We start from the raw sequence: 26,409 nt of genomic DNA on the forward strand, positions 1-26,409 counted from the left end.
TAGCATCTAAATCCAACATCTCATCTGAATTTTATTTTAATCTTCTTATCTTTGAGCACGTTTTAACAGCGAGATTATGAACAAGAAAGTTATTTTAATGATTTTAGATGGATGGGGAAAATCTCCTGATCCAAAAGTATCTGCAATTGATAATGCAAATACCCAATTTATTGATTCTTTATATACAAAGTATGGACATGCGAGCCTCCGAACCGATGGATTGCACGTAGGGCTTCCAGAAGGTCAAATGGGCAATAGTGAAGTTGGACACATGAATTTGGGTGCAGGGCGTATTGTATATCAGGATCTTGCTAAAATCAATTTGGCTGTGACTAACGACACATTGAAAGATGAGACTGTTTTAAAGGACGCTTTACTGTATGCAAATAAAAACAATAAAGCGGTGCATCTTTTGGGATTGGTGAGTGATGGAGGTGTGCACTCTCATTTGAATCATTTATATGGACTCTTGGATGTCATTGAAGATCATGGCGTTGAAAAGTCTTTTATTCATGCGTTTACAGACGGTAGAGATGTGGATCCTAAATCGGGCTATGGATTTATTTCTGAACTCGAAACACGTTTAGAGTCTTCTTCTGCAAAACTGGCAACCATTACGGGACGCTATTACGCGATGGATCGTGATAACCGTTGGGAACGTGTGAAAATCGCCTATGATGCCTTGGTTAATAGTGAAGGTGTGCATTCTAACAATGCGACTGAAACCATTGAATCTAATTATAACGATGGACTGACTGATGAATTCTTAAAACCAATTATCATGACGGATACCAACAGTGAACCGGTTGCCAAAATTGAAGAAGGTGATGTGGTGTTATTCTTTAATTTTAGAACCGATCGTGGAAGAGAATTAACGGAAGTTCTCAGTCAAAATGACAAGCATGAATACAATATGCACAAGCTCAACTTGCATTATGTGACCATGACAAATTACGATGATAATTTTAAAAATATTCAAGTTATCTTTAACAAAGACAACGTTACAAACACGCTTGGAGAAGTGCTTGAAACGCATGGAAAAACACAGCTTAGAATGGCTGAAACGGAGAAATATCCACATGTCACTTTTTTCTTTTCTGGAGGGCGTGAAGCCCCTTTTGAAGGTGAAAGTCGTATTATGAAAAATTCGCCTAAAGTTGCGACTTATGATCTTAAGCCTGAAATGAGTGCTTTTGAACTTAAAGATGCTCTTGTTACAGAACTCAAAAAAGAAACACTTGATTTTGTGTGTTTAAATTTCGCCAATGGCGATATGGTTGGACATACAGGTGTAATGGAAGCTGCTATTAAAGCCTGTGAAGCGGTTGACACTTGTGTGGAAGCTGTGGTCACAACGGCTTTGGAACACAACTATACGACCTTGCTGATTGCGGATCATGGGAATTGCGAAACGATGATTAACCCTGATGGATCGCCCAATACAGCACATACCACCAATCCGGTTCCAATCATTTTAATTGACAAAGAACTCACCTCTATAAAGGACGGTGTTCTTGGTGATATTGCACCTACTATTTTAAAACTCATAGGAGTTGAAAAACCTGATGTGATGACTCAAAGTAGCTTAATCTAAATTCATACGAATGGACTTAACCAAAACCTTCACCCTAGCAATTGATTTTGACGGAACGATCGTGGAAGATGCGTATCCAAAAGTTGGAAAGGCAAAAATATTTGCTTTTGAAACCTTAAAAAAACTACAACAAGATGGCCATCGGTTGATTCTTTGGACCTATCGCTATGGAGAAACGTTGCAGGAAGCTGTCGATTTTTGTAAAGAAAATGGACTTGAATTTTATGCTGTGAACTGTAGTTTTCCGAACGAAGTGTACGACCCTAAAAAAAGCAGAAAAATAAATGCAGACCTTTTTATCGATGATAGAAACGTTGGGGGCTTTTATGGATGGGGCGAAATTTATCAATTCCTAACAGACAGCGACAACCCTTTATCACTTCCAAAGAAAAAAGGATTTTTGGGGCTATTCAAGTCTTAAAACTTTAAGACAACGCTAACAAAATCAAGGCTGTAAAACCTACTGAAAAATGCTTTAATTAAGTATCTTTGGGCATAATTTTTTTACTATGCTCACGCTTAAATCAAAAGAAGAAATAGAACTCATTCGCGAAAGCGCACTCATTGTTTCCAAAACATTAGGGATGCTTGCTGCCGAGGTGAAACCCGGCGTTACCACCTTACATTTGGACGCTCTTGCAGAAACATTTATTAGAGATCACGGGGCAATTCCTGGGTTTTTGGGGATGTACGGATTTCCAAACACATTGTGCATGAGTCCAAACGATCAAGTCGTTCATGGAATTCCTAACGATACACCGCTTGTGGAAGGCGATATTATTTCGATTGATTGTGGTGCTTTAAAAAATGAATTTTATGGCGATCATGCTTACACCTTTTCAGTAGGTGAAATTGATGATGAAACTCAAAAATTATTAGACGTTTCTAAGGCATCGCTTTATGAAGGCATTCGCGCCTTTAAACACAACAATCGTGTAGGAGATGTTGGTTATGCAATTCAAAATTACTGTGAATCCCATGGCTATGGCGTGGTGAGAGAACTCATCGGACACGGAATTGGACGCATCATGCATGAAGAACCCGAAATGCCAAATTATGGAAAACGAGGCCGTGGAAAAAAATTCCAAGAAGGCATGGTGGTGGCTATCGAGCCTATGATTAATATGGGAACGCATAAAATCAAACATCACAACGATGGATGGACCATCACTACAAAAGACAATAAACCAAGTGCCCATTTTGAACACAATGTCGCGCTTGTAGATGGGCAACCAGAATTATTATCAACCTTCGCTTATGTTTATGAAGCGTTAGGCATAAAAAGCAATGAAGAAGACGGATTACGAATCAATCCTTTAACACTATAATTAACCAATAGATGAGTCGCTTAAAAGCAATTGAATTACAACTAGAACCCCTTCGTGAACAACTAAAATCACATCCTTTATACAGCACACTTTCCAACATGAGTGATGTGGCTGTGTTTATGGAAAAACATGTGTTTGCCGTATGGGATTTTATGTCCTTATTAAAATCACTTCAAAATCATTTAACCAATGTGAATGTTCCTTGGACGCCAAAAGGTGGCGGAGGAACGGCACGGTTTATCAATGAAATTGTGATGGCCGAAGAAAGCGACCTCAACGAACTGGGAGTGCCGATGAGTCACTACGAAATGTATATAGACGCCATGGATCAAGTGAACGCAGATACAAGTGCCATAGGCTTGTTTGTAAACGCGATTCAAAACGGAGATTCCCTTGAAACGGCTGCCAAACGCATTGATTTAGAGACCCCTATTTTAGAGTTTATACAATTCACTATGGAAGTGGTGAATTCTAACAAACCGCACTGTATTGCTTCGGCTTTTACGTTTGGGAGAGAAGATGTGATTCCAGATATGTTTTTAGAAATTGTGAGCCAATCGCAAACTCAAGACAATGATAAAACCTATGGTAAATTACTTTACTATTTGAACCGTCATATCGAATTAGATGGCGATGAACACGGCCCAATTTCATTGAAAATGGTGGCTGAACTTTGTGGCGAAGACACTACTAAATGGGACGAAGTTTTGGAGACAGCAAAAGAGGCTTTGAAATTTCGTCTTAAATTGTGGGATCATATTACAGAAGCTATTTTAAAACTTAATACATTAGAGGTTCAAAACACTTAAATTTTGAAAACACTTTTTAAGTTTATTTTAAATTTAATACCACGGCCGATACTCATTAAATTGAGCTATGTCGCCCAACCCTTTCTCGTTTTATTTTTAAAAGGCACCACCTACACAGACCCAATTGATGGCAAGAGTTTCCGAAAGTTCTTACCTTATGGGTATGGGAAACAACGTGAGAATGTCCTCTCACCTTCTACCCTTTCACTGGAACGCCACCGTTTATTGTGGTTGTATCTGAAAAATGAAACCGACTTTTTTAGCACCCCAAAAAAAGTATTGCATTTTGCTCCCGAGCAAGCGTTTCATAAACAGTTCAAAAAAATAAACCATTTTGATTATGTGACTACCGATCTGAATTCTCCCATTGCAATGGTGAAAGCCGATATTTGTAAGCTCCCATTTGAGTCTGACAGTTTTGATGTTATTTTGTGTAATCATGTGCTTGAGCATATTTTGGACGATACCACAGCCATGCAAGAGCTTTACCGGGTGATGCGTCCGGGAGGAATGGGGATCTTTCAAATTCCACAAGATTTAAATCGCGAGACTACTTTTGAGAATCATAGTATTACTGATAAAAAAGAGCGTACCAAAATTTTTGGACAGTATGACCACGTGCGGATTTATGGACGTGATTACTTTGACACGCTAAGATCGGTTGGTTTTAAAGTGGATGAAGTGGATTATACAGCTACATTATCTGATCAAGAAATTGACAAATACAGATTGGCTAAAGGCGAAATTATTCCTGTGGTTTATAAAATGTAATTCAACGACATTATATCTAAAAACTAAGCTTTATCACTATCAAAATTATGATTGGCAAAATTATGGCATTCTACAATATCATTTATCTTTTCAAGTCCGTTCGGACCTAGCCATCTTGTATTGAATGACTTCAGCACTTTTTGTTGCCCATTCTCATCAACAACACTTAGTATAATAGATTTTTTTAAAGAAAAAAAACTTAGTTGTTTTTTTTTCTTTAGTTTATGATTACTATATACTTTTAAAATTTTTATGTTTTGTTTTCTAAAAACTACATTTTTTTTAAAATTTGGAAAAAATGTTTCAATAACAAGCCCATTTTTATCATTTGATATTCTTAAGAAAAAGGGGGACTCAAAAACTTCAAAAAAAAGCGTAAACAAAATCAAAAAAATAGATAAATTTTGTAATACTTTAAAACCATAATTCAACTCTATAACAAGTCTAAAAATAGAAGTAACAATTAGTACTATCAATGAAATAAAAATAACGTATTTCCTTAGACTAAGATACTTTACAAAAATATTTCTGTTTGTCATTCGATTTAATGATTTGGGGTGGCTGTTAAACCAATATTTCTTTCCAAAATAAACTGTAAAAATTATTGGTTTTCATTAATTCATCATGCGTTCCAAAGTTAGATATAATTCCGTTTTCCAAAACATAAATTCGGTTAGCAATTTTCGGTAATGAATGCAATCTATGAGATATGAAAATAATAGTCAATTCAGATTTTAGTTTATTTAATAAATCTAAAACAAACTTCTCTGTTTTTCTGTCCATTGCCGAGGTAAACTCATCCAATAATAAAACCTTTGGTTTTTTGTATAAAGCACGCATTAAAGCAATCAATTGTTTTTGTCCACCAGAAAGATTAATGCCTTCTTCACCCAAAATGGTGGCATAACTTTGCGGTAAAGTGTTTATAAAAATTTCAAAACCGTAATCTTGACAAAATTTTACAATATTTTCAGGTGTATCTTCTTTGCCTAAAAGAATATTGGTAATAACATTACCGCCAAATATAGTGACGTCTTGAGGTACAACACCCAAAATAGTACGCCAACTTTTTGTGTCTATATCAAAAAAATTAATTTTATTGTTGATGATTATTGCTCCGTTTTCAAAAGCATAGAATTTTTGTAAGACTTGACCTAACGTGCTTTTACCGCTACCACTTTCGCCAACTATGGCAATACACTCGTTTTTATTTACTCTGATGTTTATGTCTTTCAATAATTGACTTCTACCAGCAAATCGGAAAGACAAGTTTTTAATTTCAAGCGAATTGAAGTCTGAAATTTCCATATTCCCTTTTTGCTCTTTTTCCATAGAAGCAAACTCATACATTCTGTTAAAGGCCACTTTTGCTTCATTGATTGGAATGGTTATTAAAGCCAAACTAGCCACAGATGGCAATAAACTACCTGCAACGCCTAAAACTGCCATTAATTCTCCCAATTGCATAACTTCATTATAGACTTGAATAGAAGTGTAACCCAAAATACTCATTAAGAAAAGCACACTAAATACACCTGAAAAAACAGATAAACGTACATTTATTTTACCGAGGTTAAAGGATTTCTCTTGAAAACTCCCATAGATGAGTTGGTTTATCTTTTGAAAGATTGTTTGCCTATTATTATTTTTTACGGCGGCTATACCTTGCATTGATGTAATATAATTGCTCTCACTAAAAGCGTAGCCTTGCATCACTTCTTTTTGAGCAGTTATGATGCGTTTGTTAAAACTATAAATGAGGATAAAATAAAAAGGTAAACTAATAGAAGCGATTAAGCCTGTTTGCCAAGAATAGTAAAATAGAAAACCTAATGAAACAATAGTAACTAACGCATTAATAACCACATTACCCACAATCTGACTAATAACACGCTGCACACGTTGCGTATCGTTCAAACGGGCAACGAGCTCACCAATTTTACGCGTATCAAAAAAGGGCTTTGGTAAATTTAACAGCGAAGAATAAAAACGATCTACAATACGGTTGTTAAAATCTTTGGTTTGGCGAATGAGAAAATAATCTCGTAAAGCAGTAAACAAAACTCTAATCAATAACAAAAAGGCAACGAGAGCAATGCCTGTAATAAGTTTTGTGAAATCTTTTGAGGGTAAAATATCATCAATTAATTTTTGCGAAAATATAGCCATTGCCATACCCAAAATAGCAATAGCTAAACCCAACAACACACTAAAAGAGATTAAACGATAATCTTCCTTGAGCAATTTTAAAAACCATTTTTTTTTGTTTTTGCTTTGGGTTTCGGTTTTTATAAAATTTTTGTTTGGCGTAAGTGTAAGGCAGGTTTTTGATTTCCAAATGCTTTCTAATTCCTCTTTGGTGTAAGTCGTGATTCCTTTTGCTGGGTCACCAATGATAAATTTGTCATTTATATATCCATAACAAACCACATAATGCTGTAAACGTTCTTCAATGACCACATGTAAAATTAATGGCTCTTTGTGGTCTATGATAGCTTGTAAGTCCGCTTCGTTTCCTTTCGCTGAAAACCCTATTTGATTAGCTGCTTGAAACAATCCTAAAAGCGTAGTCCCTTGTTTTGTTGTTCCACTTAATTCACGAAGTTTCTCTAAATGGTTTGAGCCTCCATAATATTGAATTAATGATAGCAAACAAGCAACTCCACAATCGGACTGGTCGTGTTGTAATGTAAAAGTCTGTTGTAATTCTTTTTGAGAGAGTTTGATAGTTTTACTCATTTTGTTGTAAAGCTCTTAAAACACCTTTGACATTGAGTTGACCTTTATGTTTTTTTATGAGCTCTTGGTTTTTATCGTAGATTAATACATAAGGAATAGATGTAGCATCAAATTGACTAGAAAAAAGGCTATTGTTATCATATAAAAATGTGATGTTTTGTTGATTGTAAAAATTGTATTGTTTTGAAAAATTTTGAATGACTTCAATCGATTCTGTAGATACAAAAACGAATTGTACATTTTTAAAGCTATCTAAATTATCGCTAATGTTTTGCGCCTCATAGTGGCAAAAATCGCAGTCACTATTAAAGTAAATAAAAATAGCATTTAAGTTTGGTTTTAGGTCCGCTTTTGTAAACGGTTGTTGCTCTAGGGTAAAGAATTCAAACTCCGGTATGGTTTGAAGTTGTTCCGCTATTGCCTTTTTTTCTTTAGCTTTAATTATGATGTTATAACCTAGGTAGGATAACAAACCTAAAACACCAATTACAACTATAAAGAAGATTAATTTTTTAAACATAATTAACTCATATTAAGTGTGAAGAACATTACTCCAACGACCCAAATAAGTAGAGCAACCCCATAACTACTTGCAACAATAGAAAAACCTTTAGAGGTAGTGGTTTTAAGTTCTTTACTAATTAGGGAAGCTAAAATAAACCAATAAGCGAATTCAAATAGATTGATGACTTGAAACGGATAGATGAACCACGTTTGTAATCCCTCATAGCCTACAATATTAAGTGCCGATAATGGATAGAAATATTGTAAGTTTTCTAAAGTATAGTCTTGTTGGAAAACATAAAACCATATTGTTTTTAAAATCATTACCCCTAAAAAAACAAAATCGGCCTTTGTTACTATATTAAAAAGTTTTTTATACTTAATTTCTTTATCAAAAAAGAAACAACCTACATCTAATATTAAGGCAATGATAGAAATTTTAATTATAAGTAATAGAGGCAATAACAAATAAGCAATCCATTCCCATTTTTGTTGAAAATTTAGTGCTTTTTCTATTTGTTTTGTAGTAAGCTGCTCAGCTAAAGAATTAATTACTAATTCCTCTGTGTTAAGTAACTCTTTAGAAATAAACCCTAAAAAAAAACTAAAAGCAGTAAGAAAAAATAGTTTTTCATTTACAAAGTGAAAATATAAAAGGGTAAATATATTGTTGATACATTTACCCATATTAATAACTAAAGTTTATTTAGTCTTATTTTTATTAATAAAAAATAAATTAACTAAAGAAATAACTAATGCTAATATTGACCATATATTATCAATAATTTTTTCTTCATTGATTATCAAATACACAAATATTAATATTATAATAATACAGTTGAGAAAAATCAGTTTTTTTATATTAGTCATAATACAAAGTATTAGTTAGCAATACAACCATCCACAACTCCAACTGATGCAACTGCAACAGAAGCAATAAAAGCCCAACCAATGGGACCAGCTAGTGCGCCTATTATTATAGTAGCAGCATAAGATCCAACTGCTATACCACAAGAAACATCACCACCTTGTAAATTTTCCATTTGATTTAATTTTAATGTTTTCATAATATATAAATTAAGTTATAAAATGTTGCCTTCATGATTTGGGGCAACTATCCAACTATTAGACGTACCAAATCTATAAACTAAAATTTAAAAAACAAAAAATTAACACATAAAAACCTGTATATCAATATATTGTGAATTTATTTTTATTAATTTGGTTCAATTATTGTGAAAATTGTTTAAACAAAATAAATAGTGTGTATTTTATATTTTTTACCCAGCTAGTCAATTGAATATTAGTGTGAAAAATAAATTTAAAATAGTAACTATTTTTGGATTTTTTGTTTAATAATTGTAGGAACTGTTTATTCAAAAAAATAGTTGTTTTAAGAAGATATAAGCTGTTATCCTAGTAACTAACACTGTTTAAAACAGGCAAAGGACAGAAGAATTGTAAAATTTATATATTATAGTTGGTTTGAAAGAAGTAAAACCAAGCAGTATTAAAACTTAACGTTTTTAAAATTATACTAATTTTCTGGAAACCCATTAAACACCTCTGTTTCGAGTTGATTATCTTCGGTAACAAAAGCAATAAAGACTTTTAATTCCGTGTGCATCTTAAGAAATACGCTGATTTCTTCTACTTCCATGGCTTGAATTGCAGTAGCATAGGCATCTGCAATCATACAAGATTGAGCAATGACCGATACGGTCAATATATTAGAACGGATTGGATAGCCTGTTTGGGTATCAATTATATGTGTATAGCGATTGCCTTCTGCATCAAATTTAATTTTACGATAAGTTCCAGAGGTTGCCATGGATTCATTTTCGAGGGCTAAAGTCGTTATATAGCGTTTATCGCTCTCTAGATTGGGGTGTTGAACGCCAACTTTCCATTGTGTATTCTTAACGGAGTTAATGCCTTTGGTACGAATTTCACCCCCTATTTCAATTAAATAATTTTGAATGTTTTTAGCTTCTAAATAGCGTCCGATTACATCGACGCCGTATCCTTTGGCAATGGCATTAAAATCTAATCGAGTTGCTTTTGGTTTCGAAATAACGCCCTTACTAAGCGTAACTTTATCCATTCCTACAGACAGCATGAGTTCGTGGATTTTAAGACTGTCTAAGGCTTCTATTTTTCCTTCAGGTCCAAAATCCCATGCATTGACTACAGCGCCAATCGTAGGATCAAATTTGCCTCGTGTCGCGGTGTGAATTTCTTTTGATGTATTGAAAACTTTCTCAAAATGATGGTCGATAACCACCGGGTCATTTGCATTTACTTTTGAAATATCAGAACTAGAAATGTATGTAGACATAGAACGATTAACTTCAAAAAACAGACTGTCAAATGCAGTTTCATGATTTTCGCTACTCTCATAAAGAATTGAGTAGGTCGTTCCAAAAACAGAACCAGCCGCCCGTAATTGTTCTGATTGATTCGAACAAGATACAAGTGCTAAAAAAATAAATAATAAATAATTTTTAATCATTTTATATCTAATTAAAATTCGTTTCGATCACCTGAATGCCATTGTATTCAATAAGGTATTCTTCATTAAGATAGACGGGGAGTTCATCGCCTTTAGGATTTCCAATTCCAACCCCAGCATACAAGACTTTGGCATCTTTATCTTGCGCGTGATTTTTAAAGGTTTCCATCCAAACGACATCGTAATTATTAGGATTGTCTGGCAATTTTACCACACGTACGATCACAAAAAAGTACTGACTGTTTTTATCAATACACACAAATTGCGGGTGTTTTTTGAGTTTGCTATTGATGGCTACAAATTCAAACCCACGGGACTCTAAATCCTTCCCGACATGGTTCATTGCCAAATTGTGCATCTCTTGTTTTGAAAGTGGTTGACTCATACTACAAAAATACAAAAGAGGTTGTCTGAAAAGTTTTTTTCTTGTCAAGCTGAATTTATTTCAGCTTCTCATAATTATTGGTTTTCAACATTTGAAGATTCTGAAATAAATTCAGAATGACAGGTTTCCTACTTTTTAGACGACCTCAGATTATAAAAAATTTAGAAGTGATTACCCTCCAAAGTCATCAAATCGAATGTGCTCATCTGCAATTCCAAAATCTTCACCCATTTTCTGAACCGCTTGGTTCATTAATGGTGGGCCACAGAAATAGAGTTCGATATCTTCTGGAGATTCGTGATGATTTAAATAATTATCGATCACACAGTTGTGGATAAATCCAACAAAACCATCGCCTTCGGCATCAATATTTTCTTTTACTTTCCAGTTGTCTTCTTCCATTGGTTCAGAGAGTGCTAAATGGAATTTGAAGTTAGGAAAATCTCTTTCTAAGGCTTCAAAATGTTCTAAGTAAAACAACTCACGCTTAGAACGTCCTCCGTACCAGTAAGATACTTTACGACCTGTTTTAAGGGTTCTGAATAGATGGTATAAATGCGAACGCATGGGCGCCATTCCAGCTCCTCCACCAACATATAACATTTCTGACTCACTCTCATTGATAAAGAACTCTCCATAAGGTCCGGAAATGGTTACTTTATCACCTGGTTTTTGAGCAAAGATATACGAAGATGCAATCCCTGGATTTACGTCCATCCAACCGTTCTTAGCACGGTCCCATGGTGGCGTAGCAATACGCACATTTAACATGATTTCGCGACCTTCTGCAGGATAGGATGCCATTGAATAAGCACGTTCTACAGTTTCATTGTTTTTCATGGTAAGTGGCCAGAGACCAAACTTATCCCATTCCGCTTGAAACTTATCTGGAGTTTCGTGTTCTTCTGGATGCGCTGTGATGTCGATATCCTTAAAATTGATTTCACATTCTGGAATCTCAATCTGGATATATCCACCTGCTTTATACCCCATATCTTCTGGGATTTCCACTACGAATTCTTTAATAAAAGAGGCGACGTTGTAGTTACGCACAACGGTTGCTTCCCATTTTTTAATTCCAAAGACTTCTTCTGGAATGGTGATTTCCATGTCTTGTTTTACCTTTACTTGACAGGATAAACGGGCACCATGTTTCAACTCTTTTCTTGAGAAGTGAGGTGTTTCTGTTGGCAAGGCTTCACCTCCACCAGACAGCACGTGACACTCGCATTGAATACACGTTCCACCACCACCACAAGCAGATGGTAAAAATATTTTATTCCCACTTAAAGTGGATAACAAAGTAGCGCCTGAGGCTACTTCAATTTCGCGTTCACCATTGATCAGAATCTTTACAGGTCCTGAGGGTGATAGTTTTTGTTTTACAAAAAGGAGCACACTAATTAATAGTAACGAAGTCACTAAAAATGCTACGACGGTAGCTAAAATGGTTCCGGTTGTTCCAGCGGCTAAAATCATCATATTAGTTAACTATTTTTAATTGGTTTAGTACTTCTTTTTCGATCTCTGTAGCTTCTACAACTACTTCTTTTGGTGCTTCTTCTACTTCTTCATCACCACCTGTTAGCATCCCTCCAAAGCTCAAAAACCCAATACCCATGAGTCCAGTGACAATGAATGTAATTCCTAAACCTCTTAGCGGTGCAGGGACATTTGAATATCTAATTTTTTCACGAATAGCGGCAATGGCTAAAATAGCCAAGAACCAACCGATTCCAGAGGATATTCCGTAATTGACTGCCAATCCTAAAGTTTCTATTTCACGGGCTTGCATGAATAAAGAGCCTCCTAATATCGCACAGTTTACCGCAATTAAGGGTAAGAAAATTCCAAGTGAATTGTAGAGTGAAGGTGAAAATTTTTCAACTACAATTTCTACGAGCTGAACCATGGTTGCGATCGTTGCAATAAACATAATAAACGAAAGGAAACTAAGGTCGTAGTCTGCAAATTCTGGACCTAGCCAAACGAGTGCACCGGGTTGTAATAAATATTGGTCTAACAACCAGTTTAAAGGCACTGTGATGGCGAGTACAAAAATGACTGCGGCACCAAGTCCAACGGCAGTTGCTACTTTTTTAGAGACGGCTAAATATGAGCACATGCCCAAGAAAACCGCAAACACCATATTATCAATAAAAATTGATTTGAAAAATAATTCGATGTGTTCTATCATTGTCTTTTATTTAAATTCTTACTAAAGAAATTAATCTTCAATTAATGTTGTGTTTCTGCTACGTTGTACCCATATAATAAGACCTACAATAATCAAGGCCATTGGAGGCATGAGCATGAATCCATTGTTTTCATAACCTATGGAATAGAGTCCTGTTTTCTCAATTGGGTCTCCTAATACAGGAACTCCGAAAAGGGTTCCAGATCCTAAGAGCTCTCTAAAAAATCCTACGGCTATAAGTATCACAGCGTATCCAAGTGCATTTCCAATCCCGTCTAAAAAGGATTTCCAAGGACCATTTCCAAGCGCAAAGGCTTCAAAACGCCCCATAATAATACAGTTGGTAATAATCAATCCTACAAATACAGAGAGCGTTTTACTGAGTTCATAAGCATAGGCTTTAAGTACCTGATCGACAATAATTACTAAGGACGCCACAACGATGAGTTGGACGATAATTCTAATTTTAGAAGGAATGATGTTACGCATCAGCGAAATGACAACGTTTCCTATTCCTAAAACAAACAGTACTGCAATTCCCATCACTAGAGAGGCTTTGAGTTCTGCCGTAATTGCTAAAGCGGAACAAATCCCTAAGACTTGAATCGTAATTGGGTTGTTATCTGCTAACGGATCCGTTATTAATTTGGCATCTTTTTTTGAAAGTAGTCCCATGTTAGTTCAATTGATTTTTTAAATTTTTAAAGTATGGTAAATACAATTTTAAATCCTTTTTTATCATTGCAGATACACCATCTCCTGTAATTGTTGCTCCTGCTAAAGCGTCCACTTCATAGTCGTCTTTAGTCAAGTTTTTAGGGTCGTTATTTCCTTTCGCTACCGTAATGCCTTTAAAAGCCCCACTTTCTGAAAGTAATTTTTCTCCAACAAAATCGTCCATAAAATAGCGTTGTTTGATGTTGGCTCCTAAACCTGGTGTTTCCGCAGCGTGATCAAAAAATGCGCCTTGAACAACCATGTCTTCATCCAATGCCACATAACCCCAGATGGCATCCCACAATCCTTTTCCTCTAATAGGAATAATGTAAAATGACGCTCCATCTTTTTTACCTAAAAATAAAGGCAATAATCGAGTGCCTCCGTTTTTGGCTTTGGCTTGTTCTTTTTTGACATTAATAAGGTAAGCTTTATTGTTTTCTTCAGCTGTACCATCTGCATTAATTGTCAATTGTTTGGAGATGTATTTTGAAAATTCTCCTGCAACTTTATCGGTTCCAATAAATTTGATGTCTGTGGCACCATTTTCATTGATTCCCATTGCATACAGGATGTTTTGCTGTGTTTCCATACGCTGGTTCTCTTGAATGTTTGGTTTCAATGAAGAGGCTGTAAATGCAAGCAAGGATCCTACGATCACCACCATTGCGATGGCAAATAAGATCGTGTATTTGTTTGTGTCTGTATTAGTACTCATAATTATGCAGTTTTAACTTTAAGACGTTTCATTCGTTTTTTGACATTTCCTTGAACCACATAATGATCAATGGTTGGTGCAAATACATTCATCAGAAGAATCGCTAAAAAGACCCCTTCTGGATAGGCTGGATTAAACACACGAATCATGATGGAGATGAATCCAATTAAAAATCCGTAAATCCATTTTCCTTTGTTGGTTTGTGCAGCTGTTACAGGATCTGTTGCCATAAACACAGCTCCAAATAAGATACTTCCGATAATTAAATGTTGCCAGAAAGGCACATTCATTAGTCCATAAAATTTGCTTGAAGAACCAATCCAACCCGCATCCACGACACCGTTAAATATAAGTCCCATTGAAAGCGCTCCAATAAGCGTACTTACGATGATTCTCCAACTTCCAATTTTTGTAAATATCAAGAATAGTGCGCCAAGAATAATCAATAATTTAGACGTTTCTCCGACAGAGCCCGGAATGATTCCCCAGAACATATCCCAATAATCATAGATTACCGTGTTGTTTTGAGCATAGCTTCCTAAGATGGTTTCTCCTGAAATGGCATCTGCTGTACCAGAACGTTCAACAGCGCCGTGTACCCAAACTTTATCACCACTCATCCAAGTTGGATAAGCAAAGAATAAAAAGGCACGAATGGTCAGTGCAGGATTCAGAATATTCATTCCTGTTCCTCCAAAGACTTCTTTTCCAATGACCACACCAAAAGCGACAGCAACGGCAAGCATCCAAAGTGGTAAATCAATAGGGACAATAAGTGGCACTAACATACCTGTAACTAGGTAGCCTTCTTCCACTTCATGTCCTTTAACAATGGCAAACACGAATTCAATAGCCAATCCAACGCCGTAAGACACGACCACTAAAGGCAATACTTTCCACATTCCAATGACTAAATTGCTCCAAGTCCAAAACGATCCGCCTAAAAACCCTTGAGCGGACTCAATAGTTCCCAACGCCAAATGGTGTTGGTAGCCTGCGTTGAACATTCCGAAAATCAAACAAGGCACCATGGCCATAATAACGGTATTCATGGTACGCTTTAAATCATCGGCAGCTTTAATGTGTGTTCCGTTGTGCGTGGTTTCGTTTGGTAAATATAAAAAAGTATGCAAGGCATTAAAGGCGGGAGCCATTTTTGTGCCTCTATACTTTTCTTTAATAGTGTGTAATTTATTTTTAAAACTCATCTTTATCCTATTTCTTTAAGCATTAAGTCCAATCCTTCTCTAATAATTTTTTGATGTGGTTGTTTAGACACACATACAAATTCAGTCAACGCAAAATCTTCCGGAGCGACTTCATACATTCCAAGGGCTTCCATTTCGTCTAGATCTTGGTACATACACGCTTTTAAAATTTGCATTGGAAAAATATCTAACGGGAATACTTCTTCATAAGTTCCTGTCAGAACAAAAGCCCTGTGCTCTCCGTTGGTATTGGTATTTAAATCGAATTTTTTATTTGGAGTCATCCATGAAAAGGTCAAAGCTCTTGATGTAGATACTTTGTCAAATACAGGCTTGTTCCATCCAAAAAACTCATAATCATCTCCTTCAGGAATGACGGTCACTACGTTTGAGTAGTATCCTAAATAACCATCTGGTTTTATTTCTTTTCCACTTAAAACGTTGCCCGATATAATTCGAACATTCGCATCTTTTTCAATCCCACGGTCATAAACCATCGTTGCAATTTCACTCCCGATTTTGGTGACTAAATAGCGAGGCTCTTTGATGCCCGATCCAGCAAGTGCCACAATACGTTCGGCATTAAATTTACCTGTTAAAAGCAATTCGCCAATAATAACTAAATCTTGAGGTGTCACGGTCCAAACCACTTCTCCTTTATTAATAGGATCAATTTTATTGATAAGCGTTCCGACATTTCCAGAAGGATGTGGCCCAGAAACATTGTGTGTCACAACATCTTCTAAATTCGTGAACGGTGAATGTGAATCTTTTGAAACACTGACATGAATACTGCCAGTTGTTAATTTTGATAACGCAGTAACCGCCGCTTGTAATTCTGCTTGCTTGCCCGTTAATACAAAATCATAATCCGCTGCTAAAGGCGCAGAGGCATAAGCAGAAACAAAAATTCCTTTCGGTGTGTTCTCTGGATTTGCAATCACGTCATAGGGACGTTGCATGATAAATGGCCAGCATCCAGAAGCCAATAATTTAGCCTTGACCTCATCAGCCTTGGCACTTTCAACTTCTAGTTTTTGGTGGTCCAAAAACGTTTGGGCTTTATCTGCTTGTATTTTGATTTCTAAAATACGACGTTTTTCTCCTCTTAATATCTCAACAATTTCTCCTGAAACAGGCGAAACAAATTGAATAGACTCGTTGGATTTGTCATAAAAAATAGGCTCACCAGCTTGGACTTTAGCGCCCGCTTTTACTAATAATTTAGGTGTGAGTCCGTGAAAATCTTCAGGTTTGATACTGTAAAAGTTACTTTTGATGGCGTCACTTTTTGTCAAGGCTGCCTCCCCTACTAACTTAATATCTAACCCTTTTTTAATTCGGATGTCGTTTGACATAGGTATTTTCTGTTGAATTATTATCTAAAAAACGCTGCAAAATTACAAATTTAATGCGCAGTTTCCATAATATTTACTGACATTTTTTTAATAAAAGTCTGCAATTTATTTTAGGCATAAAATTTGTTTATATTTACCTACTATTTTATAAAATTCACATGCTTAAACATCTATACATTCCATTTATTTTACTAGTATCATTTACTGGCTTTTCTCAAGTAGAAGAAGTTGAGCCTGATGACCTTATCAAAACGATTACTTTTAAAAGCAATACGAATCAATCGGAGTTGCCGATTTTGACCCTTAATGAGCGTCTGTATTTAGAATTTGACGTGCTTAGCCCAGATGAGGACGATTATTATTATGTCATTGAACATTATAATTACGATTGGACTAAATCCAACCTAATGAAGTCCGAGTATCTTAAGGGTCTCGATAATTTACGGATTGTCAATTATGAAAATTCTTTTAATACCTATCAGATTTATTCTAATTACTGGCTCCAAATTCCCAACAAACAAACGCGACTCAAAGTAACCGGAAATTATTTGATTAAAATTTTTGATGAAGATGATGAAATTGTTTTTAGTCGTAAGTTTATGGTTTATGAAAATCTGGCCAATGTGGGCGTACAGCTTAAACGCTCTCGAGATGTTAGGGACGTAAATACGAAACAATCGGTTGATTTTGTGATAAATACGACCAACTTCAGTTTTAACAACCCCAAACAAACCGTCAACACCGTCATACTTCAAAACAACAATTTAAAAACAGCAATTTCAGGTCTGAAACCTCAATATATTCTAGGCAATGAATTGATATACCGCTACACGACTGAATCCTCTTTTTGGGGCGGAAATGAGTATTTATATTTTGAAACTAAAGATGTCAGAGGGACTAATTTAGGCGTGCAGTTTACCGATTTGGAAGACTTATATCACAGTTTTTTATATTTAGACGGCAATCGTTATAACAGAGGTTATACCTACAATCCTGACATCAATGGAAATTTTCAAATTACTATTTTAGATCGTGACAACCCATCTATTGAGGCCGATTATACGGTGGTTCATTTTTCGCTGCTAAATCCAGAATTGTCAAATGAATCCATCTACGTGTATGGAGCCTATAACAATTATACCATAAACGCCTCAAATGAGATGGTTTTCAACCCAGACAGCGGGGTTTATGAAATCGATATAAAACTCAAACAAGGATTTTATAACTATAAATACGTTCTTGTAAATGCGCAAGGAGAATTAGAGGAAGGCGTGATTAGCGGTGATTTTTATGAAACCGAAAACAATTATAAAGTACTCGTTTATTATAGAGATTTGGGCGCACGTTACGACCGCATTGTAGGTTTTGGAGAAGGCAGCTCCACACAAATTGGCAACTAGGGCGTTTTTAACTTTTATAAGTTGACATCAACTTTTATCGGGCTTAGAAAATATATCACAGCTTTTGATGAAATAATTTTTTAGTTTGACTAAATTTAGTATTTTTATACGCTATGATAGAACAAATCACCAAAGGCATAAAAATTTCGATTGAAACTGAGTTTGAAGGAACCTTCTACAAAGAGGAATGTATTCATTATGCGTTTAGCTATGAAATCATGATTGAAAATCAGAGTCATGAGATCGCCCAACTGATCGCAAGAAAATGGACTATCATGGAAGCCCTGAATGAAAATGAAGTCGTCACCGGCGAAGGCGTTGTTGGCGAAAAACCCATTCTTCTTCCTGGCGATCGCCATAACTACACTTCTGGATGTGTTTTAAAATCGCCCTTTGGTGCTATGAAAGGCAGCTATTTAATGGTGAACCCTTCCAACTCAAAACAGTTCAAAGTGACCATTCCAACTTTTAAATTAAGTGCCTCATTTGCACAAAATTAAACTGTATTTAAAACTCAAACACCGACTATAAAGTGTAGTTTTACACTTTAAATACACACAAGAAAACACACACTAAAAAAACAAACATCATGGGAAAAGGATTTTTTAAGGCTCCAGTTGCAATAAACGAACCCGTCAAATCATACAAACCAGGTTCTCCTGAACGTGAAGAAGTACTCGCAACTTATAAAGCAATGCTAAAGGAAACTTTAGAAGTGCCTATGTATATAAACGGGAAAGATGTCAAATCTGGAAATACCCAGACCATGAGTCCTCCACACGATCACCAACACATTTTAGGGTCGTATCATACTGCTGAAAAAGCACATGTAGAAACAGCAATCGCGACCGCTTTGGAAGCGCGAAAGTCTTGGTCGCAATTGCCTTGGGAACAACGTGCAGGGATTTTTCTTCGTGCTGCTGAATTGATTGCAGGGCCTTACCGAGCAAAAATCAACGCGTCCACAATGATTGGGCAGTCGAAAACAGTTTTTCAAGCAGAGATTGATGCCGCTTGTGAATTTATCGATTTTTTAAGATTCAACGTTCAGTTTATGATCGATATTTATAAGGACCAACCACAAAGTACAAGTGACGCATGGAACCGCATCGAGTACCGTCCTTTAGAAGGATTTACGTATGCTGTATCGCCATTTAACTTTACATCCATCGCAGGGAATCTTCCAGCGTGTATGGCTCTGATGGGGAATGTAGTGGTTTGGAAACCGAGTGATAGCCAAGCCTATTCTGCAAAGGTTATTATGGATGTTTTTGAAGAAGCTGGTGTGCCTCCAGGAGTTATTAATGTGGTTTTTGGAGATCCGGTTATGATTACTGATACTGTTTTGGCAAGTCCTGATTTTTCTGGACTTCACTTTACGGGTTCGACTCATATATTTAAAGAACTTTGGAAACAAATTGGGAATAATATTAATAATTATAAAACCTATCCGCGTATTGTTGGGGAAACAGGTGGTAAAGATTTTATCGTTGCCCACCCTTCGGCGAATGCTAAGCAGGTTGCCACTGGAATGCTGCGAGGCGCTTTTGAATTTCAAGGGCAAAAATGCAGTGCTGCTTCTAGATCTTATATTCCACAGAGTTTGTGGCCGGAAATTAAAGCCTTTATGATTGCCGAAATGAAAACCTTTAAAATGGGATCTCCTGATGATTTAAGCAATTTTATTACGGCGGTGATTCACGAAGGTTCATTTGACAAACTTGCAGGTTTTATTGACCGTGCAAAAGAAGATTCTGATGCCACTATAATTGCTGGAGGAAACTACGACAAGAGTAAAGGGTACTTTATTGAACCAACGCTTATTGAAACGACCAACCCTAAGTATGCCACCATGAGTACCGAATTATTTGGTCCTGTAATGACGGTTTATGTGTATGAAGACGACGCTTTTGAAGCGACTTTAAAATTAGTGGATGAAACTAGCGAATATGCCCTCACCGGTGCGATCTTTTCAACTGACCGATACGCAGCTACTTTAGCAACTAAGCTGCTAGAAAATGCCGCAGGAAACTTTTATATAAATGACAAGCCTTCGGGTGCTGTTGTTGGACAACAACCTTTTGGAGGCGCTCGTGCTTCTGGAACCAACGACAAAGCAGGATCTGCTCAGAATTTATTACGTTGGATTTCACCACGAATGATCAAAGAAACATTTGTGACACCAACCGACTATCGTTATCCTTTTTTAGGAGAATAATTAATTAATTTCAATTAAAGAGGCTGTCTAAAAAGACGTTGCTTTGTCAATCTGAACCTGACTACCGTCTGGAAGTCCTGCCTCTCGGCAGACCAGCCTACCGTCAGGCAGGTTCAGAATGACAGAAATTGTACTTTAAAATAAAACATAAAAAGGGGCTGTCTTTTAAGACAGCCCCTTTTTAGCATTTAATACTTTTAGATTTTGATTGCACTAATTAATCAAAAGCTTGAGTTCCTCCTACATGTACTTCTTGCACGTTGTAAATATCGTAGTGTGGAGAATCTGTATGGGTTGCCCCAAAGTAATCAGTAAAGGTTTTAGTGTAGGTGTTTCTTACATACACAATAACCTTGAGTTCATTGGTATCATCTATATTAGTTGGCAAATCAAGTCCTGTAATGGTTCGTGTAAAAACGCCGCCTGCTGTTGTGCTAGAACTCACAATAACGTCTCCTAATTGACCCGTAAAAACTTCTCGTAAAACATCTCTGTGCACATAGTTAGCTCCATCAGAAGAACCCTCTTGCGGAGTAGAAGTTGTGACGTTGTCTTCCGCTAAATAGATCATTAATTTAATTTCTTCAGAGGGAGTCGATTTGAACCCAACTTTGACCTCTAAATCTAATCTACCTCCTACAATAACTGCCTGCACTGCCAAACCAACAGTTGCATCCTCCGCCAATTCTGCATTGACTTGTGCCATATTTGGGAAATTCCATCTCGTATCCGGCCCATTAACATAAAGCGTTGGAAATCCAGTGACATTATAGTAGTCTGACCAGTAAGCTGTTTCTGGAATTTCCATGGGTTCTTGAGTACTTGAACTACTTGCGTGATAGCCAACTCCGAATATATTTGAATTTCCATTTACAGCGTTTGTGACTGCCGCACCCGCAGGTGGACATTGTGAACACCATGTTCCTGTAAAATCTTCTAAAAGTGCTTTTTTAGTAAATGTAGTAGGAGCTCCGGTAGCAGAAAAAGAATTCGTATCACTATAAGGAGATGAAGGTTGAATAACAAAACTTACCGCATTAGACGTTAACCCTTCAAAAGTTGCTATAAAATCGTATGTACCGTTTACCGTAAATGGGTACGGATTGGTGGTCGTAACCGTTCCATTTACTGTCACTTCTGCCTCTGATGTAACTGTATTATTAAAGTTGTCTTTGACCACAAAAGTTGCTGATTCTCCGTTAAGATAATAGTTCTGATCAAAACTTAGAACAATACTCGTCGGAGCTTCATCCACCACTGTAACTGTTATTTCATTAGAAGTTAAGTCTTTATAATTAGCTACCACTTTGAACGTTCCTTCTGAACTAAGTAAGATAGGATTCGTAGCAGCAACGCCGTCTAGTTTAAAAGTGGATTGACTGGACAAATCTTCATCTGAATTGCCTTTAACGACAAATACGACCTGAGAGCCCGTGTTGACATCGGTAACAACCGTTGATAAAGTGATGGAAGTTACTGGATCGACACCAGTTCCGCCGCCGCCGCCATTGTCGCCGCCCTTATCATCGCTTTTAGAACAACTAAATACTAAAAATCCGATGAGGATAAATTTTAAAAAAATAAGTTTTTTCATAACGTTATGTTAAATTAATAATTAAATAGATTTTTTTGTTAACACAATATTATGAAAAAAATCATTAAAACTAAGGAGTTTTAACAAAATAATGATAAGTTTGTGCTGAATATAAAAAAATTGTTATGAAAAAAATTATATATATTTTAGTATTTAGTTTAAACTTCGCTCTTTTCGCACAAGAACAATTACCCAACACAACTCTTAAAACACTTTCAGGCTCCAACACAACCCTCACTGAAATTGCAGAAGACAATGACCTTATCGTTGTTTCTCTATGGGCCACATGGTGTGTTCCCTGTAAAAACGAATTAGATGCCGTTGCAGATGTTTATGATGATTGGGTTTCAGAAACAGGCGTAAAATACTACGCAGTTTCTATTGACGATTCCAGAACTGCCAAACGGGTAAAACCAATGATTAATGGTAAAGGTTGGGAGTTTGAAATTTTACTTGATGAAAACAGTGATTTAAAACGTGCCTTTGGAGTCAGTACAGTTCCTTACACAATTATCGTTAAGTCAGGTGAAATTGTTTACAAACACACTGGTTATACCCCAGGCTATGAAGATGAACTTTACGATCAAATCGTAGCTTTTAAAAATTAATTTTTAGAATTTACCCGAATACGCTACAAAACGAAAAAATGCTTTGATAGCCTTTCAAAATTAATATCATATTCTATCTAAATTTATAAAACGTATTAAAATGAATAAACATATATACACAATCCTTGTTTTTTTTATTTCAGTAGCGATCCACTCACAGGAAACGGAAGAAAAAAGTAGGTTTGATGAAATTAGTGAACGTCTCAATGTTAGCATAGAGTCTAATGGGCAATGGTATTTGAATGATGAAAAGTTTGAAGATTTTGATGAAGAGGAAAGATTAAGGGCTAATAGTTATTTAAGAATCGATTATCAAATTTCAGATCGTTTTTCTAGTGGATTTCAATTAGAAAGTTATGTTCCAGAACCTTTACTGAATTACAGTAAAATATTTGATAAAGAGATAGGCTTAGGAACCTTCTATCTAAATTACAGTACGAAAAAATTGGACATTACGCTTGGACATTATTATGTCCAGTTTGGAAGTGGACTTATTTTACGTACTTGGGAAGACCGCGCTCTGGGAGTCAATAATGCACTGAGAGGTGGGAAGATTGTTTATGACCCAACGAATTCCTTACGATTAACAGCACTTTATGGCAAACAACGAAAAGGATTTGACGTCTCGGACTCTGAAGTTTTTGGATTTGAGACTCAATTTGACATTGCGGATGCTTTTCAGCTAGAAAACCTTAACAGCCTCAAACTAGGACTAAGTTATGTAGGAAAACAAGAACGCTATAATAAAGAGAGTCTTATTGGAGGTTCTCAACCCACAATTGAGATACCCGAACTTGTGAATGCATTTGGAGCGTATCTAGATTTAGAATACAAAAATTTATACTCCAACTTTGAATATATATATAAAAGTAAAGATGCGCGTCTTAATAACGTGATTCCAAATATAGTATCATTTTCAGAAGAAGCCTTATTTGATGGGAATGCAATTACATGGAATGCTGGCTATTCTCAAAAAGGTTTTGGAATTGGTTATACCTTTAGACGACTTGAAAATATGCGCTTCTTTTCCGAGAGAAGTGCTCTAAATCTTAACAACAATCCAACAACTCAGCTGAGTATGAACTACTTACCTGCATTGACCAAACAACATGATTATACACTTGCAAACATCTATATATATCAAGCCCAACCAGGGTTAGTTATTGAAAATTATGGCACTCCATTAATCAAATCTGGGGAAATTGGACATTCCGTAGATGTGTTTTATAAAATAAAAAAAGGAACTCTTTTAGGAGGTAAATACGGTACAAAACTGAATGTAAATTGGTCTTATTGGGCAAATCTCACAACGAGTTATTCCGATCCTTCTGGAACACTTTATTTTACTGGAGATGATTTAACTTATGAAACAGAACTATTGAATTTTGATGACAAGCTGTATTCAGAAATCAATGCAGAAATACGCAAGAAATGGTCTCCAAAATTAAAATCCATTTTCACCTATATAAACCTCAATTACAACAAAGGGTTTTTAGAATCTAAAGGAGCTGATGATTTTGTAAATGCTTGGATTGGAATTGCAGAAAGCACCTATAAATTTCAAGGAGGTAAATCCGTTCGATTGGAGTTACAACACCTTTCTACAAACGATGATGCCCGAAACTGGGCAGGAGGCACAATAGAGTATTTTTTTAATTCAAAGTTTGGAATCTATTTAAATGATTCTTATAACTATGAGGAGAGTAAGATTACCGAAAACACTGAAATTCATTTCTTTAATTTTGGAGGAAGTTTCACGAAAGGCTCCACCCGTGTGGGGATCAACTACGGACGGCAACGAGGGGGATTACTTTGCGTAGGTGGTGTCTGTAGACCGGTTAGTAAAAACACAGGGGTAACTCTTAATTTTGTGACTACTTTTTAATCTTAACCTTTATACTTAAGTGGGAGATGCACTATTTTTTTAGTTTCAAAAAAATCTTCTTCAAAATAAGCATTTAAATCGTAGAGTGTGGCTTTGGCATAGAGCTTAAGCTCTTCGGTTAAATCGCCACCTTTAAGATACAGAATACCATTCTTAATAGGGTGTACACTTTTTTTGGCAACTCTATTTTTGATCCAGCCTACAAAATCAGGCATGGTGGTGACGGCACGGCTAATGATAAAATCATACTGCCCTTGAATCGATTCGGCACGGGCATGAGTGGTGTAGATATTTTCAAGACCTAAACTTTCTGCAACGCCATTTACCACCTTTAACTTTTTATTGATACTGTCCACCAAATGAAATTTAACATCTGGGAACAAGATTGCCAATGGTACTCCAGGAAATCCACCACCGGTACCAATGTCTAAAATTTTAGTGCCCGCTTTGAACTGGATTAACTTAGCAATCGATAGAGAATGAAGGACATGACGCAGATACAAGGCTTCAATATCTTTCCTTGAGATAACATTAATTTGTGAATTCCAATCTTCATAAAGCCCTTGCAATGCTTCAAACTGCTTGAGTTGAATATCGGAGAGATTGGGGAAATATTTCTGAATTAAAAGCATGACTTGGTATATTTTCAGCAAAAATAGCCATTAATCTGTTAAATATTGTAAAACCTCACGTTCTAAACTTTTTTATTATTTATATTTGAAAAATATTTTCATCAGAGACAACAAATACAACTCATGACAAAATCAACAATCACATTTTCAAGAACAGATTCTGCTAAGTTTTTTAAGACTTTGAACAGTAGAGTCAATAATTATTTTAAAGAAAATAAAATTAATCGCTCAGGCAATTGGAAACTTTGGATTAAAACGATCGTTATGTTTTCGATTTTTTTAGTGCCTTATTTTTTGATACTTACAATCGATATGCCGGGATGGTTACAAATCTTGTTTACGGTTGTGATGGGCGTTGGCATGGCTGGCGTTGGCATGAATGTGATGCATGATGGGAATCATGGTTCGTTTTCAAATAAATCATGGATTAACAACATTATGGGAGGTAGTATTTATATCCTTGCAGGAAATGTTTACAATTGGAAAGTGCAACACAATGTACTGCACCATACTTATACCAACATTCCTGGACATGACGAAGATTTAGATGCGGGTCGTGTACTGCGATTTACCAAAAGCACCGAGTGGAAACGCCACCATAAATTTCAACATATTTACTCTGTTTTGCTCTACGGTTTATTAACCATCAACTGGGCAATCACCACTGATTTTTTACAGATGAAACGCTATATGAAACGCAAACTTTCTTATGGTAAATTTCCAAACCCATTCTTAAACTGGAGTACCTTAGTGGTTTCTAAAGTGATTTATTTAAGTTTATGGATTGTACTTCCAATGCTGATTTTAGACATGGCTTGGTACAAGGTTTTATTAGGATTCTTCGTCATGCATTACACGGCTGGACTGATTCTTAGTATGGTTTTCCAACTGGCACATATTATGGACGAGGCAGAAATGCCAATGCCAGAAACGAATGGTACAATGAAAAACACTTGGGCGATTCATCAGCTAAAAACGACAGTGAATTTTTCACCAAAAAACAAATTGGTAAACTGGTTTACAGGCGGATTAAATCACCAAGTTGAGCACCATATTTTTCCAAATATCTCACATGTTCATTATGGTAAAATCGCTGAAATTGTAAAGAAAACAGCAAAAGAATTTAATTTACCCTACAACGAGTTTGAAACAACTAGAAAAGCAATCATAGCTCATTTTAAATATTTAAAAGAAATGGGTGTAAAACCCGTATTACAAGCATAATAGAATCA

The 26,409-nt window shown here is 36.0% G+C and carries 26 protein-coding genes; 11 read left to right on the forward strand and 15 right to left on the reverse strand.

The window, feature by feature from the left end:
• Positions 1 to 76 precede the first annotated feature (76 nt).
• The 5 genes from gpmI to FORMB_RS02930 all read left to right on the forward strand — a co-directional run bounded on the left by gpmI (position 77) and on the right by FORMB_RS02930 (position 4,502).
• Positions 77 to 1,594, forward strand: coding sequence for a 2,3-bisphosphoglycerate-independent phosphoglycerate mutase (gene gpmI / locus FORMB_RS02910; RefSeq protein ID WP_069676026.1), 1,518 nt, complete (start codon positions 77 to 79; stop codon positions 1,592 to 1,594).
• A gap of 10 nt (positions 1,595 to 1,604) precedes the next feature.
• On the forward strand, positions 1,605 to 2,015 hold the full coding sequence (locus FORMB_RS02915) for a BT0820 family HAD-type phosphatase (RefSeq protein ID WP_069676027.1): 411 nt from the start codon (positions 1,605 to 1,607) through the stop codon (positions 2,013 to 2,015).
• Between the two features lie 88 nt (positions 2,016 to 2,103).
• A complete protein-coding gene (gene map, locus FORMB_RS02920; RefSeq protein WP_069676028.1) occupies positions 2,104 to 2,922 on the forward strand; it encodes a type I methionyl aminopeptidase in 819 nt (272 codons plus the stop codon).
• A gap of 11 nt (positions 2,923 to 2,933) precedes the next feature.
• A complete protein-coding gene (locus tag FORMB_RS02925) occupies positions 2,934 to 3,731 on the forward strand; it encodes a DUF3050 domain-containing protein (RefSeq protein ID WP_069676029.1) in 798 nt (265 codons plus the stop codon).
• Between the two features lie 3 nt (positions 3,732 to 3,734).
• Entirely contained in the window at positions 3,735 to 4,502 is a 768-nt protein-coding gene (locus FORMB_RS02930) for a class I SAM-dependent methyltransferase (protein WP_069676030.1), read from the forward strand.
• Between the two features lie 23 nt (positions 4,503 to 4,525).
• Here FORMB_RS02930 and FORMB_RS02935 read toward each other — a convergent pair whose 3' ends face one another.
• The 13 genes from FORMB_RS02935 to FORMB_RS02995 all read right to left on the reverse strand — a co-directional run bounded on the left by FORMB_RS02935 (position 4,526) and on the right by FORMB_RS02995 (position 16,840).
• Entirely contained in the window at positions 4,526 to 5,041 is a 516-nt protein-coding gene (locus FORMB_RS02935) for a hypothetical protein (RefSeq protein ID WP_069676031.1), read from the reverse strand.
• Positions 5,042 to 5,066: 25 nt separating this feature from the next.
• Positions 5,067 to 7,241, reverse strand: coding sequence for a peptidase domain-containing ABC transporter (locus FORMB_RS02940; protein ID WP_069676032.1), 2,175 nt, complete (start codon positions 7,239 to 7,241; stop codon positions 5,067 to 5,069).
• The gene (locus tag FORMB_RS02945; protein WP_069676033.1) at positions 7,234 to 7,761 is read right to left on the reverse strand and encodes a peroxiredoxin family protein; all 528 of its coding nucleotides are present in this window, start codon (positions 7,759 to 7,761) and stop codon (positions 7,234 to 7,236) included. Before FORMB_RS02945 ends, FORMB_RS02940 begins: the two co-directional genes overlap by 8 nt.
• 2 nt (positions 7,762 to 7,763) lie before the next feature.
• Positions 7,764 to 8,432 carry a hypothetical protein gene (locus FORMB_RS02950; protein WP_069676034.1) on the reverse strand — a complete coding sequence of 223 codons (669 nt, stop codon included), beginning with the start codon at positions 8,430 to 8,432 and terminating at the stop codon, positions 7,764 to 7,766.
• A gap of 194 nt (positions 8,433 to 8,626) precedes the next feature.
• Positions 8,627 to 8,812 (reverse strand): hypothetical protein, encoded by a 186-nt coding sequence (locus FORMB_RS02955; RefSeq protein ID WP_069676035.1) that lies wholly within the window; start codon positions 8,810 to 8,812, stop codon positions 8,627 to 8,629.
• Positions 8,813 to 9,282: 470 nt separating this feature from the next.
• Positions 9,283 to 10,257: an FAD:protein FMN transferase gene (locus FORMB_RS02960; protein ID WP_069676036.1), complete on the reverse strand. Its 975-nt coding sequence runs from the start codon at positions 10,255 to 10,257 to the stop codon at positions 9,283 to 9,285.
• A 7-nt stretch (positions 10,258 to 10,264) separates the two neighbouring features.
• Positions 10,265 to 10,642 (reverse strand): Na(+)-translocating NADH-quinone reductase subunit F, encoded by a 378-nt coding sequence (locus FORMB_RS02965; RefSeq protein ID WP_069676037.1) that lies wholly within the window; start codon positions 10,640 to 10,642, stop codon positions 10,265 to 10,267.
• 171 nt (positions 10,643 to 10,813) lie between these two features.
• Entirely contained in the window at positions 10,814 to 12,121 is a 1,308-nt protein-coding gene (gene nqrF, locus FORMB_RS02970; protein ID WP_069677875.1) for an NADH:ubiquinone reductase (Na(+)-transporting) subunit F, read from the reverse strand.
• Between the two features lie 4 nt (positions 12,122 to 12,125).
• Positions 12,126 to 12,839 (reverse strand): NADH:ubiquinone reductase (Na(+)-transporting) subunit E, encoded by a 714-nt coding sequence (gene nqrE / locus FORMB_RS02975; RefSeq protein ID WP_069676038.1) that lies wholly within the window; start codon positions 12,837 to 12,839, stop codon positions 12,126 to 12,128.
• Positions 12,840 to 12,869: 30 nt separating this feature from the next.
• Complete coding sequence (locus FORMB_RS02980) at positions 12,870 to 13,514, reverse strand: NADH:ubiquinone reductase (Na(+)-transporting) subunit D (protein ID WP_069676039.1); 645 nt, start codon at positions 13,512 to 13,514, stop codon at positions 12,870 to 12,872.
• 1 nt (position 13,515) lies between these two features.
• The gene (locus FORMB_RS02985; protein WP_069676040.1) at positions 13,516 to 14,274 is read right to left on the reverse strand and encodes a Na(+)-translocating NADH-quinone reductase subunit C; all 759 of its coding nucleotides are present in this window, start codon (positions 14,272 to 14,274) and stop codon (positions 13,516 to 13,518) included.
• Positions 14,275 to 14,276: 2 nt separating this feature from the next.
• Positions 14,277 to 15,482 carry an NADH:ubiquinone reductase (Na(+)-transporting) subunit B gene (locus tag FORMB_RS02990; RefSeq protein WP_069676041.1) on the reverse strand — a complete coding sequence of 402 codons (1,206 nt, stop codon included), beginning with the start codon at positions 15,480 to 15,482 and terminating at the stop codon, positions 14,277 to 14,279.
• A gap of 2 nt (positions 15,483 to 15,484) precedes the next feature.
• Positions 15,485 to 16,840, reverse strand: a complete 1,356-nt coding sequence (locus FORMB_RS02995; RefSeq protein WP_069676042.1) for a Na(+)-translocating NADH-quinone reductase subunit A — start codon at positions 16,838 to 16,840, stop codon at positions 15,485 to 15,487.
• A 158-nt stretch (positions 16,841 to 16,998) separates the two neighbouring features.
• Between FORMB_RS02995 and FORMB_RS03000 the strand changes: the two genes are divergently transcribed.
• The 3 genes from FORMB_RS03000 (at position 16,999) to pruA (ending at position 20,458) form a co-directional block, all read left to right on the forward strand.
• Positions 16,999 to 18,240 (forward strand): type IX secretion system plug protein, encoded by a 1,242-nt coding sequence (locus FORMB_RS03000; protein WP_069676043.1) that lies wholly within the window; start codon positions 16,999 to 17,001, stop codon positions 18,238 to 18,240.
• Between the two features lie 113 nt (positions 18,241 to 18,353).
• The gene (gene apaG, locus FORMB_RS03005; RefSeq protein ID WP_069676044.1) at positions 18,354 to 18,740 is read left to right on the forward strand and encodes a Co2+/Mg2+ efflux protein ApaG; all 387 of its coding nucleotides are present in this window, start codon (positions 18,354 to 18,356) and stop codon (positions 18,738 to 18,740) included.
• Between the two features lie 89 nt (positions 18,741 to 18,829).
• Positions 18,830 to 20,458, forward strand: coding sequence for an L-glutamate gamma-semialdehyde dehydrogenase (pruA, locus tag FORMB_RS03010; RefSeq protein WP_069676045.1), 1,629 nt, complete (start codon positions 18,830 to 18,832; stop codon positions 20,456 to 20,458).
• A gap of 217 nt (positions 20,459 to 20,675) precedes the next feature.
• Here the strand turns inward: pruA and FORMB_RS03015 are convergent, their stop codons facing one another.
• Positions 20,676 to 22,052: an Omp28-related outer membrane protein gene (locus FORMB_RS03015; RefSeq protein ID WP_069676046.1), complete on the reverse strand. Its 1,377-nt coding sequence runs from the start codon at positions 22,050 to 22,052 to the stop codon at positions 20,676 to 20,678.
• A gap of 125 nt (positions 22,053 to 22,177) precedes the next feature.
• Between FORMB_RS03015 and FORMB_RS03020 the strand changes: the two genes are divergently transcribed.
• Both FORMB_RS03020 and FORMB_RS03025 read left to right on the forward strand, forming a co-directional pair.
• Positions 22,178 to 22,660: a TlpA family protein disulfide reductase gene (locus tag FORMB_RS03020; protein ID WP_069676047.1), complete on the forward strand. Its 483-nt coding sequence runs from the start codon at positions 22,178 to 22,180 to the stop codon at positions 22,658 to 22,660.
• 100 nt (positions 22,661 to 22,760) lie between these two features.
• Positions 22,761 to 24,545: a DUF6029 family protein gene (locus FORMB_RS03025; RefSeq protein ID WP_069676048.1), complete on the forward strand. Its 1,785-nt coding sequence runs from the start codon at positions 22,761 to 22,763 to the stop codon at positions 24,543 to 24,545.
• A 2-nt stretch (positions 24,546 to 24,547) separates the two neighbouring features.
• Here FORMB_RS03025 and rsmG read toward each other — a convergent pair whose 3' ends face one another.
• The gene (rsmG, locus tag FORMB_RS03030) at positions 24,548 to 25,177 is read right to left on the reverse strand and encodes a 16S rRNA (guanine(527)-N(7))-methyltransferase RsmG (protein WP_069676049.1); all 630 of its coding nucleotides are present in this window, start codon (positions 25,175 to 25,177) and stop codon (positions 24,548 to 24,550) included.
• Positions 25,178 to 25,300: 123 nt separating this feature from the next.
• Between rsmG and FORMB_RS03035 the strand changes: the two genes are divergently transcribed.
• Positions 25,301 to 26,401, forward strand: coding sequence for a fatty acid desaturase family protein (locus tag FORMB_RS03035; RefSeq protein WP_069676050.1), 1,101 nt, complete (start codon positions 25,301 to 25,303; stop codon positions 26,399 to 26,401).
• Positions 26,402 to 26,409: the final 8 nt, after the last annotated feature.

It is taken from the genome of Formosa sp. Hel1_33_131, from assembly GCF_001735745.1.
Taxonomy (GTDB): Bacteria; Bacteroidota; Bacteroidia; order Flavobacteriales; family Flavobacteriaceae; genus Hel1-33-131.

Coding starts and splice junctions, on each gene's coding strand:
- gpmI (WP_069676026.1), top strand. CDS start 77: ATGAACAAGAAAGTTATTTTAATGATTTTAGATGGATGGGGAAAATCT.
- FORMB_RS02915 (WP_069676027.1), top strand. CDS start 1,605: ATGGACTTAACCAAAACCTTCACCCTAGCAATTGATTTTGACGGAACG.
- map (WP_069676028.1), top strand. CDS start 2,104: ATGCTCACGCTTAAATCAAAAGAAGAAATAGAACTCATTCGCGAAAGC.
- FORMB_RS02925 (WP_069676029.1), top strand. CDS start 2,934: ATGAGTCGCTTAAAAGCAATTGAATTACAACTAGAACCCCTTCGTGAA.
- FORMB_RS02935 (WP_069676031.1), bottom strand. CDS start 5,041: ATGACAAACAGAAATATTTTTGTAAAGTATCTTAGTCTAAGGAAATAC.
- FORMB_RS02940 (WP_069676032.1), bottom strand. CDS start 7,241: ATGAGTAAAACTATCAAACTCTCTCAAAAAGAATTACAACAGACTTTT.
- FORMB_RS02945 (WP_069676033.1), bottom strand. CDS start 7,761: ATGTTTAAAAAATTAATCTTCTTTATAGTTGTAATTGGTGTTTTAGGT.
- FORMB_RS02950 (WP_069676034.1), bottom strand. CDS start 8,432: ATGGGTAAATGTATCAACAATATATTTACCCTTTTATATTTTCACTTT.
- FORMB_RS02955 (WP_069676035.1), bottom strand. CDS start 8,812: ATGAAAACATTAAAATTAAATCAAATGGAAAATTTACAAGGTGGTGAT.
- FORMB_RS02960 (WP_069676036.1), bottom strand. CDS start 10,257: ATGATTAAAAATTATTTATTATTTATTTTTTTAGCACTTGTATCTTGT.
- FORMB_RS02965 (WP_069676037.1), bottom strand. CDS start 10,642: ATGAGTCAACCACTTTCAAAACAAGAGATGCACAATTTGGCAATGAAC.
- nqrF (WP_069677875.1), bottom strand. CDS start 12,121: ATGATTTTAGCCGCTGGAACAACCGGAACCATTTTAGCTACCGTCGTA.
- nqrE (WP_069676038.1), bottom strand. CDS start 12,839: ATGATAGAACACATCGAATTATTTTTCAAATCAATTTTTATTGATAAT.
- FORMB_RS02980 (WP_069676039.1), bottom strand. CDS start 13,514: ATGGGACTACTTTCAAAAAAAGATGCCAAATTAATAACGGATCCGTTA.
- FORMB_RS02985 (WP_069676040.1), bottom strand. CDS start 14,274: ATGAGTACTAATACAGACACAAACAAATACACGATCTTATTTGCCATC.
- FORMB_RS02990 (WP_069676041.1), bottom strand. CDS start 15,482: ATGAGTTTTAAAAATAAATTACACACTATTAAAGAAAAGTATAGAGGC.
- FORMB_RS02995 (WP_069676042.1), bottom strand. CDS start 16,840: ATGTCAAACGACATCCGAATTAAAAAAGGGTTAGATATTAAGTTAGTA.
- FORMB_RS03000 (WP_069676043.1), top strand. CDS start 16,999: ATGCTTAAACATCTATACATTCCATTTATTTTACTAGTATCATTTACT.
- apaG (WP_069676044.1), top strand. CDS start 18,354: ATGATAGAACAAATCACCAAAGGCATAAAAATTTCGATTGAAACTGAG.
- pruA (WP_069676045.1), top strand. CDS start 18,830: ATGGGAAAAGGATTTTTTAAGGCTCCAGTTGCAATAAACGAACCCGTC.
- FORMB_RS03015 (WP_069676046.1), bottom strand. CDS start 22,052: ATGAAAAAACTTATTTTTTTAAAATTTATCCTCATCGGATTTTTAGTA.
- FORMB_RS03020 (WP_069676047.1), top strand. CDS start 22,178: ATGAAAAAAATTATATATATTTTAGTATTTAGTTTAAACTTCGCTCTT.
- FORMB_RS03025 (WP_069676048.1), top strand. CDS start 22,761: ATGAATAAACATATATACACAATCCTTGTTTTTTTTATTTCAGTAGCG.
- rsmG (WP_069676049.1), bottom strand. CDS start 25,177: ATGCTTTTAATTCAGAAATATTTCCCCAATCTCTCCGATATTCAACTC.
- FORMB_RS03035 (WP_069676050.1), top strand. CDS start 25,301: ATGACAAAATCAACAATCACATTTTCAAGAACAGATTCTGCTAAGTTT.